This is a genomic window from Micromonospora sp. MH99 (assembly GCF_021442385.1).
Lineage (GTDB): Bacteria > Actinomycetota > Actinomycetes > Mycobacteriales > Micromonosporaceae > Micromonospora.
Genome location: NZ_MUZA01000041.1, coordinates 12,696 through 25,766, shown reverse-complemented (window position 1 = coordinate 25,766; position 13,071 = coordinate 12,696). Strand labels below are relative to the sequence as shown.

The following is a 13,071-nucleotide window of genomic DNA, read 5'->3' as shown; positions in this document are numbered from 1 at the left end:
GCTTTCCTCTGCTTTAGCGGCGGCGGCCGGACCGGCCGCCCTGGGCGGGTCGCCCGGGAACGGCGTGGACGCCCTGCGCCTGCTGGTTCTCCCGCTCGTCCCAGCGGGCGTACGCGTCGACGATCTCCCCGACCAGCCGGTGGCGAACCACGTCGGAGCTGGACAACTGGGAGAAGTGCACGTCGTCGACGTTCTCCAGGATCTCCCGGACCACCCGCAGGCCGCTGCTCGTCCCGCCGGGAAGGTCCACCTGGGTGATGTCACCCGTCACGACGATCTTGGAGTTGAAGCCGAGTCGGGTGAGGAACATCTTCATCTGCTCGGGCGTCGTGTTCTGCGCCTCGTCGAGGATGATGAACGCGTCGTTGAGGGTGCGGCCCCGCATGTACGCCAGGGGCGCGACCTCGATCGTCCCGGCGGCCATCAGCTTCGGGATCGACTCCGGGTCGAGCATGTCGTGCAGCGCGTCGTAGAGCGGGCGCAGGTACGGGTCGATCTTCTCGTTGAGCGTGCCGGGCAGGAAGCCCAGCCGCTCCCCCGCCTCGACCGCCGGTCGGGTCAGGATGATGCGGTTGACCTGCTTGGCCTGCAACGCCTGGACGGCCTTCGCCATCGCCAGGTAGGTCTTGCCGGTGCCGGCCGGGCCGATGCCGAAGACGATGGTGTTCGAGTCGATCGCGTCGACGTACCGCTTCTGCCCGAGCGTCTTGGGGCGGATGGTGCGCCCGCGACGGGAGAGGATGTCGAGGGTCAGGACCTCGGCGGGTCGCTCGGCGCTGCCCTGCTCGAGCATGCCGACGGTACGCCGGACGGCGTCAGTGGTCAGGGTCTCGCCTTTCTCGATGAGTTCGAGCAGCTCACTGAAGACCCGCTCGGCGAGGGCGTTGTCCGCGGGGGCGCCGGTGATCGTGATCTCGTTGCCCCGGACGTGCACGTCACTGGCGACCGAGCGTTCGACGAGTCGCAGGATCTCGTCGCCCGCGCCGAGCAGATTGACCATGATCTTGGAGTCGGGCACGGTGATCCTGGTCTGCACCCGGGGCGGGCCGGGAGGTGGGGTGCCGGTCATAGGTCGGGCCGAAGGGCCCTGCGCACCTGCTCTCGATCTCGGCGCCGGCCCTGCTGGCACGGCGTGCGGACGTTACACCCATCGTATCGGGTCAACGCGGGCCGCATCGCGCCCATTTCCGCTGGCCGCGATCAACTACCGGCCCGGAAGTCGTACCCGTCGAAGGTCTCCTGGTGGCGGGTGAACCGGTAGGTCGCCCAGTGCATCCGGACCACCGTCCGATCCTCGTCGCGGGTCAGCCGCAGCAGCTCGCCGACCTCCCGGCCGGAGACCGTCCGGAACACGTCCGGCCGGTCCGGCAGCGGTGCGAAGACCGCCGGCGGGCGGCCCGCCTGGTCCCCGGCCCCGCGCGCCCGCAGGGCGCCGTCGTGCCAGGAGAAGACGTACTCGGAACCCTCGCCCCACCACCGGCCGAGCACCCCCCGCAGGGCCGCCGGAGCGGGTGCGCCCGGCGCCCACGGCTCGATGTCGGCGGGATCGTGCTCGACCGCCTCGGTGAGCAGCCGGTGCGGCAGTTCGAGCACCTCGCTGGCCGTGCCGGACGAGCCGAGGACCGCGGCGCCCATCGCGCCGGCCGTGCCGTCGCCGCCCCGCCGGCCGTACACGCCGGCCAGGAAGCCGGGCATCGCCCCGTCGTGCCCCACGTGCACCACCCGTTCGCCCTGCGGGACGAGGATCAGGCCGAGCCCGAAGCCGGCGCCCCAGAGCGTCTCGTCGGTGGTGGTCAGCGGCCAGCGCATCTCGTCCAGGGTGCCCGGGGCGAGCACCGCGCCGGCCGGGTCGAGCGCCGCCGGGTCGGCGAGGAACGCCGCCCAGCGGGCCATGTCGGTAGCGGTGCTCCAGAGCTGGGCGGCCGGGCCCACCGCGCCGAAGTCGGTCGGCGGCTCCGGGTGCGCCTCGTCGGAGTACGCGTCGACCAGGTAGCCGGTGGCCGCCGAGGGCCGCGGGGTCACTGTCGTGTCGGTCAGCCCCAGCGGCGTCAGCACCCGCTCGGCGAGCACCTCCGCCCAGCTGCCCCCACGCAGCCGGCCCACCAGCAGGCCGAGCACGGCCAGGCCCAGGTTGGAGTAGTGGAAGCGCCGACCGGTGGGCAACACCCGCTCGGCGCGGTCGAGGCCGGCCACCAGCTGCTCGACGTCCGGCGCGTTCAGGGTGTCCCAGACGTCACCGAACGGCTCACGTTGCAGGCCGCCGGTGTGCGACAACAGCCGGCGCACGGTCAGCTCGCCGTGCGCGGGAAGGTCCAGGTGCCGGCCCACCGGGTCATCCAGGTCCAGCAGCCCGTCGTCGCGGCACTGGAGGGTGAGCACCGCCGTGAAGGTCTTGGTGACCGAGCCGATCCGGAACTGGGTGCCCGGCCCCAACGGACTGTCGGTGCCGGTGCCCCCGACAGTGCACGTCCACAGCTGTCGGTCGGCGCGGTGCAGCGCCGCCGACACCGCCGGCACCCGGGCGTCGGCCTGCACCCGGCGGACCAGCCGACCCAACCGGTCGTACGCGTCGGGGCCGGCCGTCACGCCAGGTCCCGGGCGAGCATCGGACCGAGCGGGGCGCCACCGAGCAGGTGCGCGTGCGCGTGGAAGACCTCCTGCCCGCCGTACGCCCCGGTGTTGAACATCAGCCGGAACCCGTCGCCGAGCAGCCCCTCGTCCTCGGCCACCGCGGCGGCCGTGGCGAGCACCGCACCGGCCAGCGCCGGGTCACCCTCGGCGAGCGTGGCGACGTCGGCGTAGTGCTCCTTCGGAATGACCAGGACGTGCACCGGGGCCTTCGGGTCGATGTCGCGGAAGGCGAGCGTGGTGGCGGTCTCCCGGACCACGGTGGCCGGGATCTCCCCGGCGACGATGCGGCAGAACAGGCAGTCGGATCCCATCGGGGCAGTGTAAGGAGAGGATGCACGGTTGAGGCAGGATGGCCGGCATGACGGATCGGGCGGTACTGGTGACCGGCTCCTCGCGTGGCATCGGCCGCGCGGTGGTGGAGGCGTTCGCCGCCAGCGGCGACCGGGTGGCCATCCACCACCGCGACTCCGGCGACGCGGCCGAGAAGCTGCGCGCGGGGCTGCCCGGCTCGGGACACGTGGTGGTCCGCGCGGACCTCACCGACCCGGACGCGGTCCGGGCCATGGTCGACCGGGCCGCCGAACTGCTCGGCGGGCTGGACGTGCTGGTCAACAACGCCGGGACGTACGGCGACCGGGACGTCCCGCACCCGATCTTCGGCACGTCGTACGACGAGTGGCAGCAGCGCTGGCGGCAGGTGCTGGAGACCAACCTGACCGGGGCCGGCAACGTCATCTGGTGCGCCGCCCAGCACCTGCGCGAGCGCGGCGGCCGGATCGTCAACGTGTCGTCCCGGGGCGCGTTCCGGGGTGAGCCGGACCAGCCGGCGTACGGCGCCAGCAAGGCGGGGCTGAACGCGTTGGGGCAGTCCCTCGCCGTGGCGCTCGCGCCGTACGGCATCACTGTGGCCACCGTCGCGCCGGGCTTCGTGGCGACGGACATGACGACCGAGCACCTGCGCGGTGAGCGGGGCGCGGCCATCCGGGCGCAGAGCCCGTTCGACCGGGTGGCCCGGCCGGAGGAGATCGCCGCCGCCGTGCACTGGCTGGCCTCGCCCGAGGCGGAGTGGGCGTCGGGCACCATCGTCGACCTCAACGGCGCCTCCTACCTGCGCAGCTGACAGCGCGGGCAGCACGGGCAGCGCGGGCTACAACGGGCCTGATGCCTGTGAGTCATCAAGATGACTCACAGGCATCAGGTTCAACCGGGGGCGCGGCTCGACCGCAGCCGACAGCGACCGCCTGGCACGCCCCGGCTCGCCCCTGTCGGGGCTACGGCGAGCGGCGGGCTACAACGACCGAGGGGGTGGGCTACCAGCGGCCGAGGCGGGTGGCGAGCACGGCGAGCGCCGCGACCCCGGCCGTCGAGGTGCGCAGCACGGCTGGTCCGAGTCGGACCGGCCGGCCGCCGGCCTCGCGGAAGGCGGTCAACTCGGCCGGGGCGATGCCGCCCTCGGGGCCGACGACCAGGACGATCTCACCGGCGGTCGGCAGGTCGGCGGTAGTGAGCCGCTCCTCGGCCTCCTCGTGCAGGACGAACCCGGCGGCGGCGCCGGCGATGCGGCGGGCGACAGTCGCGGTCGACTCGTCGGGCGCACCGGCCACCACCGGCAGCCAGGGTCGGCGGGCCTGCTTCGCCGCCTCGCGGGCCGTGGCGACCCACTTCTGCCGCGCCCGTACGCCCCGGTCGCCGCGCCACTGCACCACCGAGCGCGACGCCGCCCAGGGCACGATCTCGTCCACCCCGACCTCGGTCATCGCCTGCACGGCCAGCTCGCCCCGGTCACCCTTGGCGATGCCCTGCACGGTGACGATCCGGGGTACGGGCGCGTCCGCGTACTCCCGGTTGGTGACGCTGACCTCCAGGCTGCCCCTGCCGACGGCGGTGACCACTGCGGCGGCCGTGCCGCCCCGCCCGTCGGCGAGCAGCAGCTCCTCGCCGACGCGCAACCGCTGCACGGTGGCGGCGTGGTGCCCCTCGGGCCCGTCGAGGGTCAGCGCGTCGCCGGTGGGCAGCGCGTCGACCAGGAAGAGCGGCGCGGACACGTCAGGCGTGGCCGTTGAACGCGTCGCGCATCCGGGAGAAGAAGCCGCCCTGCTTGGTCAGCTCGGCGACCTCCTCGCCCCGGGTCTTGGCGAAGTCGCGCAGCATCTTCTCCTGGTCGGGGTCGAGCTTGGTGGGCGTCCGGACGTCGAGGTGCACGTAGAGGTCGCCCCGGCCGGTGCCGCGCAGGTGCGGTACGCCCCGGGCGCGCAGCCGCAGCGTGCTGGCCGGCTGGGTGCCGGCCTTGACGTCGACGGTCTCCTCGCTGTCCAACGTCTTGATGGTGAGCCGGGTGCCCAGCGCGGCGGCCGTCATCGGCACGGTGACGCGGCAGTGCAGGTCGTCGCCCTTGCGGGAGTAGACGTCGTGCGGCCGCTCGTGGATCTCCACGTAGAGGTCGCCGGCGGTGCCGCCACCCGGGCCGACCTCGCCCTGCTGGGCCAGCCGGATCCGCATGCCGTCCTCGACACCGGCCGGGATCTTGACGGTGAGCGACCGGCGGGTGCGCACCCGGCCGTCGCCGGCGCAGGTGGGGCAGGGGTGCGGGATCGTGGTGCCGTAGCCCTGGCAGACGGTGCACGGCCGGGCGGAGACCACCTGGCCGAGGAAGGTGCGCTGCACCGACTGCACCTCGCCCCGACCGCCGCACGCCTCGCAGGTGGCCAGGTGGGTGCCGGCGGCCGTGCCGGCGCCCGAGCAGGTGGTGCAGAGCACCGCGGTGTCGACGGTGATCGGGGCCTCGACGCCGAACGCCGTCTCGTGCAGGTCGAGTTCGAGGCGCAGGATCGCGTCCGCGCCCGGTCGGGTCCGCGGCCGTGGGCCACGGGCGCCACCTGCCGCGCCGCCGAAGAACGCGTCCATGATGTCCTGGAAGCCGACGAACGGGCCAGCCCCGCCGGGGCCACCCGGACCGCCCGCGCCGCCGCCTCCCGGGGCGAGCGGGTCGCCACCCAGGTCGACGATCTGCCGCTTGCGGTCGTCCGAGAGGACCTCGTACGCGGCGTTGATGTCCTTGAACTTCTCCTGGGCCTCCGGGTCCGGATTGACGTCCGGGTGGAACTGGCGTGCCAGCTTGCGGTAGGCGCGCTTGATCTCGTCATCGGAGGCTTCCCGGCTGACACCGAGGATGCCGTAGTAGTCCCTGGCCACTGCGTTCCGTGTCCTCATGTTCGTCTCGCGTTACGCCGACCGGCGGCCGCAGCCGGCCGTCGGCCCTGACTGGTCAGTTCTGGGCCAGCAGCTCGCCCACGTAGCGTGCCACGGCGCGCACCGTGGCGATGGTGCCGGGGTAGTCCATGCGGGTGGGCCCCAACACGCCGAGGCCGCCCACGATGGTGGCCCCCGGGCCGTACCCGGTGCTGACCACCGAGGCGGCGCGCAGGTTGTCGAACTCGTTCTCATCGCCGATCAGGACCCGGGTCGTGCTGGGCTCGGTCTCGCCGATGAGCTTGAGCAGTACGACCTCCTCCTCCAGCGCCTCCAGGATGGGTCGCAGCGAACCCTGGAAGTCGAGCAGGCCGCCCCGGGTGAGGTTGGCGGTGCCGGCCAGGGCGATGCGTTCCTCGTGCCGCTCGACAAGCGTCTCCAGCAGGACCGTGGAGAGGGTGGTCATCGCGCCGCGCAGCTCCGACGGCACCTCCTCCACCAGCGCCTGCACCAGCGGCGGGGTGTCGGACAGGCGGGCGCCGGCGAGCTTCTCGTTGGCGAGCCGGCGCAGGTCGGTGACGTCGTCGGCGGGCACCGGCGCGGGCAGCTCCACCAGCCGCTGCTCGACCCGCCCGGTGTCGGCGATCATGACGAGCATCAGCCGGGTGGTGGAGATCGGCACCAGCTCCAGGTGGCGTACCGAGGAGCGGGCCAGGCTCGGGTACTGCACGACGGCGACCTGGCGGGTGAGCTGGGCGAGCAGGCGTACGGTGCGGTGCACCACGTCGTCGAGATCGACCGCGCCGACGAGGAAGCGCTCGATGGCCCGGCGTTCGGCCGGGCTGAGCGGCTTGACGCGGGACAGCCGGTCGACGAAGAGGCGGTAGCCGCGGTCGGTGGGCACCCGGCCGGCACTGGTGTGCGGCTGCCGGATGTAGCCCTCCTCCTCCAGCACGGCCATGTCGTTGCGGACCGTCGCCGGGGAGACCCCGAGCTGGTGGCGCTCGACAAGCGCCTTGCTGCCGACCGGCTCCTGGGTGGAGACGTAGTCCTCGACGATGGCGCGGAGCACGGCCAGCTTGCGGTCGTCCAGACCCATCCTCCGCACCTCCTGTCGCACGTCGGCCGGCAGCCCACTCGGGGCCGACGGCCGTCCTGGCACTCGACTGTAACGAGTGCCAGTCTACGTCGGCGCCCCCGCCGACGCGATGATCAACGACAGGCCGTCGGTGCGGCCCACGCCACCCCGCGCGGGCCGATCGGCCCACGCGGCCGGGCGGTGTCGCTCTGGTGCGACGTTGCCGCCGACACCTACCGTGACAGTCATGACTGAACCACCTCGCCCTCCCGGCGCGGGAGACCCCGGCAGTTACCCGCCGGAGCCGACTCCCCCGGGCTCGCCCTACGCGGCCGAGCCGCCCACCGCACCACTGTCGGGGGCACCCGACCCGGCCGGGTATCCCCCGGCCGGTGGCTATCCGCCGCCCACCGGTGACCAGCCGCCGTCGGGCGGCTACCCTCCGCCAGGTGGCTACCCCCCGCCGGGCGGTTATCCCCCGGGCGGCCTGACTGGCGGCTATCCGACCGGCGGCGCCTACGGCGGCCCCGGCGGCGGCTTCGCCAACAACGAGGACAAGACCTGGGCGCTGGTCGCGCACTTCGGCGGCGCGGCCTTGATGATCGTCAGTGCGGGCGTGCTCGGCTGGATCGCCCCGCTGGTGGCGATGCTGGCCCGGGGCACCCAGTCCCCGACGGTCCGGGCGCACGCCGTCGCCGCGCTCAACTTCCAGCTCATCTGGTCGATCGTCGGCCTGGTCGGCTGGGTGCTCTCGTGCATCCTGATCGGCTTCATCGGCGTCGGCGCGGCCGTCATCCTCGGTGCCGTGTTCGGCATCCTCGCCGGCATCAAGGCCAACGAGGGCAGCTTCTACCGCTACCCACTCTCGGCCAACCTCGTCAAGTGATCCGGGCCGGCCGCTCCCCCGGCCGGTCCGGCGCACCGCCGGCGGGGGTGAGGGTCGGCTGTCGCACCGCCGGCCGGGGCGGCGCGTCCCGGGTCAGGGCAGCAGGTCGCGGACGACCGCGTCGGCGAGCAGCCTCCCGCGCAGGGTGAGCACCGCCCGGCCTGCGGCGTAGTCCCCGGCGACCAACAGACCGCCGGCGAGGGCCCGCTCGGCGCCGGCCCGGCCGGCCGCGTCGAGCACGGCCAGCGGCAGCCCGCTGGCGAGCCGCAGCCGGAGCATCACGTCCTCCATGTGGGCCTCGTCGACAGTGAGCACCTCACGGGCCAGGCCGGGGGACGCGCCGGAGGCCAACCGCTGGGCGTACGTCGTGGGGTGCTTCACGTTCCACCAGCGCACCCCGCCGACATGGCTGTGCGCGCCGGGGCCGAGCCCCCACCAGTCCGCGCCGGTCCAGTAGAGCAGGTTGTGCCGGCACCGGGCGTCGTCGGTGCGCGCCCAGTTGGACACCTCGTACCAGGACAGGCCGGCCGCGTCGAGGGCCGCCTCCGCGGCCAGGTAGCGGTCCGCGGCCACGTCGTCACTGGGGTACGCCAGCTCGCCGCGCCGCATCCGGGCGGCGAGCCGGGTGCCGTCCTCCACGATCAGGGCGTACGCGCTGACGTGGTCCACGCCAGCGGCGACCACCTGCTCCAGCGTGGCGGCGAAGTCCTCGGGCCGCTCACCCGGCGTGCCGTAGATCAGGTCCAGGTTGACGTGCTCGAACCCGGCGTCGCGCGCCTCCAGGGCGGCGGCGGTGGCCCGACCGGCGCTGTGTTTGCGGTCCAGGATCGCCAGCACCCCCGGGGAGGCGGACTGCATGCCCAGCGAGATCCGGGTGTAGCCGGCCGCCCGCAGCCGCCGCAACGATTCGGGGGTGACCGACTCCGGGTTGGCCTCGGTGGTCACCTCGACGTCGGCGGCGAGCCCCCAGGTGCGGTCGATGCCGTCGAGGATGCGGGCCAGGTCGTCGGCGGGGAGCAGGGTGGGGGTGCCGCCGCCGACGAAGACCGTGTCGACCCGGGGCGGCGGGCTGTCGCCGAGCACGCGGGCGGCGAGCGCCAGCTCGGCCAGCACGGTGTCGGCGTACGCCTCCCGGCTGGCGCCCCCGCCCAGCTCGGCTGCCGTGTAGGTGTTGAAGTCGCAGTAGCCGCAGCGGCTGGCGCAGAACGGAACGTGGACGTACACGCCGAAGCCGCGCGCGCCGACCGCCGAGGTGGCGGTGGCGGGCAGCGATCCGTCGACGGGGACGGTCTCACCATCTGGAAGGACGCCGGGCATGGCCACTAGTGTGCCCGGCATGACCTCTCCCGACGTCCTCGTGCGGGTCGCCACGGCCCGTGGGGTGACCACCCTCACCCTGGACAGCCCCCACAACCGCAATGCGCTCTCCACCGCCCTGATGACCCAGTTGCTGGCCGGGCTTGCCGAGGCGGTGGCCGACGACGCGGTCCGGGTGATCGTGCTGGACCACACGGGCCCGGTGTTCTGCGCGGGCGCGGACCTGAAGGAGACCGCCGCGGCGTACGCCAGCGGAACGGTGCCGGCCGGGATGCTGGGCGACGTGCTGGCGGCGCTCTGGGACTGTCCGAAGCCGGTGCTCGCGCGGGTCGCCGGGCCGGCCCGGGCCGGCGGGCTGGGCCTGATCGCGGCCGCCGACCTGGCGGTCTGCGCCGACGAGGCGACGTTCGCCTTCACCGAGGTGCGGATCGGGGTGATCCCGGCGGTGATCTCGGCGACCGTGCTGCCCCGCCTGCACCCGCGTGCCGCCGCCGAGCTGTACCTGACCGGCGACACCTTCGACGGCCGACGGGCCGCCGAGATCGGCCTGGTCACGGCCTCCGTGCCGGCGGACGGGCTGGACGACGCGGTACGGCGCTACTGCGACTCGCTGGTGCGCGGGGCACCGGGCGCGCTGGCCGGCGCGAAGGAGCTGCTGCGCCGGCCGGGCACCGCCGAGCTGCGGGCGGATCTGGCGCGGCTGTCCGCCCTCTCGACCGGGTACTTCCTCTCCGACGAGGGGCGCGAGGGGGTCCTGGCCTTCCGGGAGAAGAGACTGGCTCGATGGGCGGCCGTTCTGGAGGGCGGTTCCGCTGATCATGCCGGGTAGGGCCGGGACGCACCGTTGAACTGCCGGGTAGGGCCGGGACGCACCGTTGAACTGCCGGGTAGGGCCGGGACGCCACCGTCGCCCGGTGGCGTCCCGGCGTCCGTCCGGTCGGGTCACCAGGCGGTCGCGCCGCCGTCGACGGGGTAGTTGGCCCCGGTGATGTACGACGCCCGGTCGGACGCGAGGAAGACCACCAGCTCGGCGACCTCCTCCGGGCGGGCGAAGCGCTTCAGGAGCGTCTTTGCCGTGATGGCGTCCCGGGCCGCCTGGTCGTCGCCGAGGTCCCGCTCACTGGCGGGGGTGAGGATCGGGCCGGGGCTGACGGCCACCGCGCGGATGCCGTGGGGTGCGCCTTCGAGCGCGAGCTGCCGCGTCAGCCCGATGACGCCGGCGTTCGCGGCGGTGTGGCCCACCATCGGGGGGACCTGACCGGCGATCATGCCGGCCATCGAGGCGGCGTTGATGATGACGCCACCGCCGCGCCGGATCAGGTGCGGCCAGGCGAACTTCGACACGAGGTACGGGATGTCGAGTTCACCGGCGATGGTGTAGCGCCAGTCCTCGACCGAGAAGTCCGGCATCGGGCCGAAGCGCAGCGCGGCGGCGTTGTTGTAGACCACGTCGAGCCCCCCGTGGACGGCTACGGCGTCCTCGACGAGTTTGCGGGCCTGTTCCGGGTCGGTCAGGTCGACCGGAGCGATGCTCGTCATCTCCCCACCGGCCGCCCGGACGAGGTCGACGGTCTCGTTGTTGCCGTCGATCTGGATGTCGGCCCCGACGACCTTGGCGCCCTCCCGGGCGAAGGTCAGCGCGGCGACGCGGCCCAGACCGCCGCCGGTGCCGGTGATGAGTACGACCTTGCCGTCCAGCGTGCCCATCGAACTCCTCCTTGCCTGGTCGGGGCCCGTTTCCCGGCCCCTGATTGACGTGTCAATCGCTCAAGTCCCTGGACCGGTCAATCGCTTCCCGACGTCCGCGGTCGGGTGACCCGGCAGACAGCCCCGAGCCCGGTCGGCGCGGCAGGTGAGTTCGGCCCCGGAGCGGGAACGTCCCGATCGGTACGCGGCGGCAGCGCGGACCCCGAACCGGTCGGACGGCCCGGACGACGCCGACGGGGACGTACGCTTGTCGAACTGTCGTTCAGGGGGTGTGGGTGCGAACTCGGGCAGCCGTGGCGGGTGGAGTGGTGCTCATCCTCGTCGCCGTCATCGCGATCTGGCTCGTCGTCCGGCAGGTCGGGGATCAACTGCGACTGCCGCTGGCGGGGCGCACCTGCACGGTCCAGGCCGACGGCCGGGTCGCGCTGGACGTCGAGCAGATGGCCAACGCGGCGACCATCGCGGCGATCGGCGCCCAGCGCGGGATGCCGGAGCGGGCCGTGGTGATCGCGCTGGCCACCGCCTACCAGGAGTCGGGTCTGCGCAACCTCGCCGACGGCGATCGGGACTCGGTAGGCCTGTTCCAGCAGCGCCCGAGTCAGGGCTGGGGCACGTCGGCGCAGATCCGCGACCCCCGCTACGCCGCCAACAGGTTCTACGCGGCGCTGAAGAAGGTGCGCGGCTGGGAGAAGATGCGGGTCACCGATGCCGCCCAGCGGGTGCAGCGCTCGGCGTTTCCCGAGGCGTACCAGAAGTGGGCCGACGACTCCGAGGTGCTCAGCAGGGCCCTGCTCGGCGATGTCACCGGCGCGGTGGCCTGCACGGTGGGGCGTACCCCGGTGATGCACGGCGCGGCGGCGGCCGCCCAGCTGACCCGCAACCTGGTGCTGGACTGGGGGGTGTCGAGCGCCGACCCGGCCAGCCAGACCGGCCTGGCGGTGACTGCCGACGACCAGCGCGACGGTTGGCGGTACGCGCACTGGCTGGTCTCGCACGCCCAGGACCACGGGGTGAAGCGGGTCCGCTTCGGTGACCTGGAATGGACCGCCCGCAACGGCACCTGGGGCCGGGTCACCGGCGGGCAGAGCCCGGCGGATCAGGTGGTGGCCGAGGTCTTCGCCGAAGGCTGACGACCCGGATCTCTTAACCGGCAGTGACCGCACAATCGGACATAACCCCGCAGAACCAGCCGGCCATCAGGTGAATGTGACTCTGCGCACCCGTACCGCTGCGTGCGGTCCGACCCGGAGCCGCACCTGCACCGCTCGCCCTCCCACCGCATAGGCACTCGCGTTACGATCGGCGGCCTGTGCCAGAAATGGTTTCACCTCATGGGGAGGGGTACGACGCGGTGTTCGATTACGGCGACCGGACCGGCTACGAACCGATCAGCGACACTGACCGCAAGGAGTTCCACGAGCAGGGGTTCCTCCTGCTGCGCAACGTCCTGACGGAGGACCACCGGGCGGCGCTGGAGGCGGCTGTCGACCGCGTCTACGCGGAGGAGCAGGCCAAGGGCAACACCAAGAAGGACGGCACGCTGCACCTGCTGGGCTTCCTGGAGCGTGACGAGCTCTTCGGCGAGCTGCTCACCCACCCGATCGCCTTCCCGTACATGTGGGGGCTGGCCGGCTGGAACATCTACACCCACCACAACCACCTGGACGTCACCCCGCCGGCCGCCGAGCCGGAGAAGCCCTACTGGGGCTGGCACCAGGACGGGTACCGGCAGAACTCCGACCCGGAGACGATGGACCCGAACCTGCCCCGGCCGATGTTCTCGCTGAAGGTGGCGTACGTGCTCTCGGACCTCTCCGAGACCGGCCGCGGCGCCACCAAGGTCATCCCGGGCAGCCACCTGTGGAACTCGCTGGACCGGCCCAAGGACCTGAGCGTGCACAACCCCGACCCGGAGGGCACGCTGGAGATCACCGCGAACCCGGGCGACGCGTTCATCTTCGACCGTCGGCAGTGGCACTCCCGCTCGACGAACCTGTCGACGATCACCCGCAAGATGCTCTTCGTCGGCTACACCTACCGGTGGATCCGGCCGCTCGACGAGCTGCACCCGGACCTGAACGGCGAGTGGTACCGCAACCGCACGCCCGTGCAGCGCCAGCTGATCGGCGAGGGCACCCACACCGCCAACTACTGGGGCATCAACTGGGACGGGTACGTCGACGACGAGATCCCGCTGCGCAAGGAGCTCAAGGAGCGCGGGCTGCTGGACCGCAACATCCCCTGGCTGCGCTGATCACCTGCG

13 protein-coding genes are annotated in these 13,071 nt (G+C 73.1%); 5 read left to right on the top strand and 8 right to left on the bottom strand.

Annotation, left to right across the window (positions count from 1 at the left end):
• Positions 1-13: 13 nt before the first annotated feature.
• From B0E54_RS20635 to B0E54_RS20625, 3 genes are all read right to left on the bottom strand, one after another.
• Entirely contained in the window at positions 14-1,069 is a 1,056-nt protein-coding gene (locus B0E54_RS20635) for a PhoH family protein (protein WP_234587214.1), read from the bottom strand.
• Between the two features lie 131 nt (positions 1,070-1,200).
• Entirely contained in the window at positions 1,201-2,586 is a 1,386-nt protein-coding gene (locus B0E54_RS20630; protein ID WP_234587212.1) for a serine hydrolase, read from the bottom strand.
• Positions 2,583-2,942 (bottom strand): histidine triad nucleotide-binding protein, encoded by a 360-nt coding sequence (locus B0E54_RS20625; protein ID WP_007463963.1) that lies wholly within the window; start codon positions 2,940-2,942, stop codon positions 2,583-2,585. Before B0E54_RS20625 ends, B0E54_RS20630 begins: the two co-directional genes overlap by 4 nt.
• Before the next feature lie 47 nt (positions 2,943-2,989).
• Between B0E54_RS20625 and B0E54_RS20620 the strand changes: the two genes are divergently transcribed.
• Positions 2,990-3,751: an SDR family NAD(P)-dependent oxidoreductase gene (locus B0E54_RS20620; protein WP_234587209.1), complete on the top strand. Its 762-nt coding sequence runs from the start codon at positions 2,990-2,992 to the stop codon at positions 3,749-3,751.
• A 190-nt stretch (positions 3,752-3,941) separates the two neighbouring features.
• On the opposite strand, the gene B0E54_RS20615 is transcribed toward B0E54_RS20620, so the two are convergent.
• From B0E54_RS20615 to hrcA, 3 genes are all read right to left on the bottom strand, one after another.
• Positions 3,942-4,676, bottom strand: coding sequence for a 16S rRNA (uracil(1498)-N(3))-methyltransferase (locus B0E54_RS20615; protein WP_234587207.1), 735 nt, complete (start codon positions 4,674-4,676; stop codon positions 3,942-3,944).
• Position 4,677: 1 nt separating this feature from the next.
• Positions 4,678-5,823 (bottom strand): molecular chaperone DnaJ, encoded by a 1,146-nt coding sequence (dnaJ, locus tag B0E54_RS20610; RefSeq protein WP_172899204.1) that lies wholly within the window; start codon positions 5,821-5,823, stop codon positions 4,678-4,680.
• A 73-nt stretch (positions 5,824-5,896) separates the two neighbouring features.
• On the bottom strand, positions 5,897-6,919 hold the full coding sequence (gene hrcA, locus B0E54_RS20605; RefSeq protein ID WP_234587205.1) for a heat-inducible transcriptional repressor HrcA: 1,023 nt from the start codon (positions 6,917-6,919) through the stop codon (positions 5,897-5,899).
• A 226-nt stretch (positions 6,920-7,145) separates the two neighbouring features.
• On the opposite strand from hrcA, the gene B0E54_RS20600 reads away from it, so the two are divergent.
• Entirely contained in the window at positions 7,146-7,784 is a 639-nt protein-coding gene (locus B0E54_RS20600; protein WP_234587203.1) for a DUF4870 domain-containing protein, read from the top strand.
• Between the two features lie 93 nt (positions 7,785-7,877).
• On the opposite strand, the gene hemW is transcribed toward B0E54_RS20600, so the two are convergent.
• Positions 7,878-9,101: a radical SAM family heme chaperone HemW gene (gene hemW, locus B0E54_RS20595; protein ID WP_234587288.1), complete on the bottom strand. Its 1,224-nt coding sequence runs from the start codon at positions 9,099-9,101 to the stop codon at positions 7,878-7,880.
• A 19-nt stretch (positions 9,102-9,120) separates the two neighbouring features.
• Between hemW and B0E54_RS20590 the strand changes: the two genes are divergently transcribed.
• Complete coding sequence (locus tag B0E54_RS20590) at positions 9,121-9,930, top strand: enoyl-CoA hydratase-related protein (RefSeq protein WP_234587200.1); 810 nt, start codon at positions 9,121-9,123, stop codon at positions 9,928-9,930.
• A gap of 113 nt (positions 9,931-10,043) precedes the next feature.
• On the opposite strand, the gene B0E54_RS20585 is transcribed toward B0E54_RS20590, so the two are convergent.
• On the bottom strand, positions 10,044-10,808 hold the full coding sequence (locus B0E54_RS20585) for an SDR family NAD(P)-dependent oxidoreductase (protein ID WP_234587197.1): 765 nt from the start codon (positions 10,806-10,808) through the stop codon (positions 10,044-10,046).
• 275 nt (positions 10,809-11,083) lie between these two features.
• On the opposite strand from B0E54_RS20585, the gene B0E54_RS20580 reads away from it, so the two are divergent.
• Both B0E54_RS20580 and B0E54_RS20575 read left to right on the top strand, forming a co-directional pair.
• Complete coding sequence (locus B0E54_RS20580) at positions 11,084-11,938, top strand: hypothetical protein (RefSeq protein WP_374109296.1); 855 nt, start codon at positions 11,084-11,086, stop codon at positions 11,936-11,938.
• 221 nt (positions 11,939-12,159) lie between these two features.
• Positions 12,160-13,062 (top strand): phytanoyl-CoA dioxygenase family protein, encoded by a 903-nt coding sequence (locus B0E54_RS20575; RefSeq protein ID WP_234587193.1) that lies wholly within the window; start codon positions 12,160-12,162, stop codon positions 13,060-13,062.
• Positions 13,063-13,071 lie beyond the last annotated feature (9 nt).

What these genes read in the sequence shown, in the direction of transcription:
- B0E54_RS20635 (WP_234587214.1), bottom strand. Translation starts at nt 1,069, where the DNA reads ATGACCGGCACCCCACCTCCCGGCCCGCCCCGGGTGCAGACCAGGATC.
- B0E54_RS20625 (WP_007463963.1), bottom strand. Translation starts at nt 2,942, where the DNA reads ATGGGATCCGACTGCCTGTTCTGCCGCATCGTCGCCGGGGAGATCCCG.
- B0E54_RS20620 (WP_234587209.1), top strand. Translation starts at nt 2,990, where the DNA reads ATGACGGATCGGGCGGTACTGGTGACCGGCTCCTCGCGTGGCATCGGC.
- hrcA (WP_234587205.1), bottom strand. Translation starts at nt 6,919, where the DNA reads ATGGGTCTGGACGACCGCAAGCTGGCCGTGCTCCGCGCCATCGTCGAG.
- B0E54_RS20600 (WP_234587203.1), top strand. Translation starts at nt 7,146, where the DNA reads ATGACTGAACCACCTCGCCCTCCCGGCGCGGGAGACCCCGGCAGTTAC.
- hemW (WP_234587288.1), bottom strand. Translation starts at nt 9,101, where the DNA reads ATGCCCGGCGTCCTTCCAGATGGTGAGACCGTCCCCGTCGACGGATCG.
- B0E54_RS20590 (WP_234587200.1), top strand. Translation starts at nt 9,121, where the DNA reads ATGACCTCTCCCGACGTCCTCGTGCGGGTCGCCACGGCCCGTGGGGTG.
- B0E54_RS20585 (WP_234587197.1), bottom strand. Translation starts at nt 10,808, where the DNA reads ATGGGCACGCTGGACGGCAAGGTCGTACTCATCACCGGCACCGGCGGC.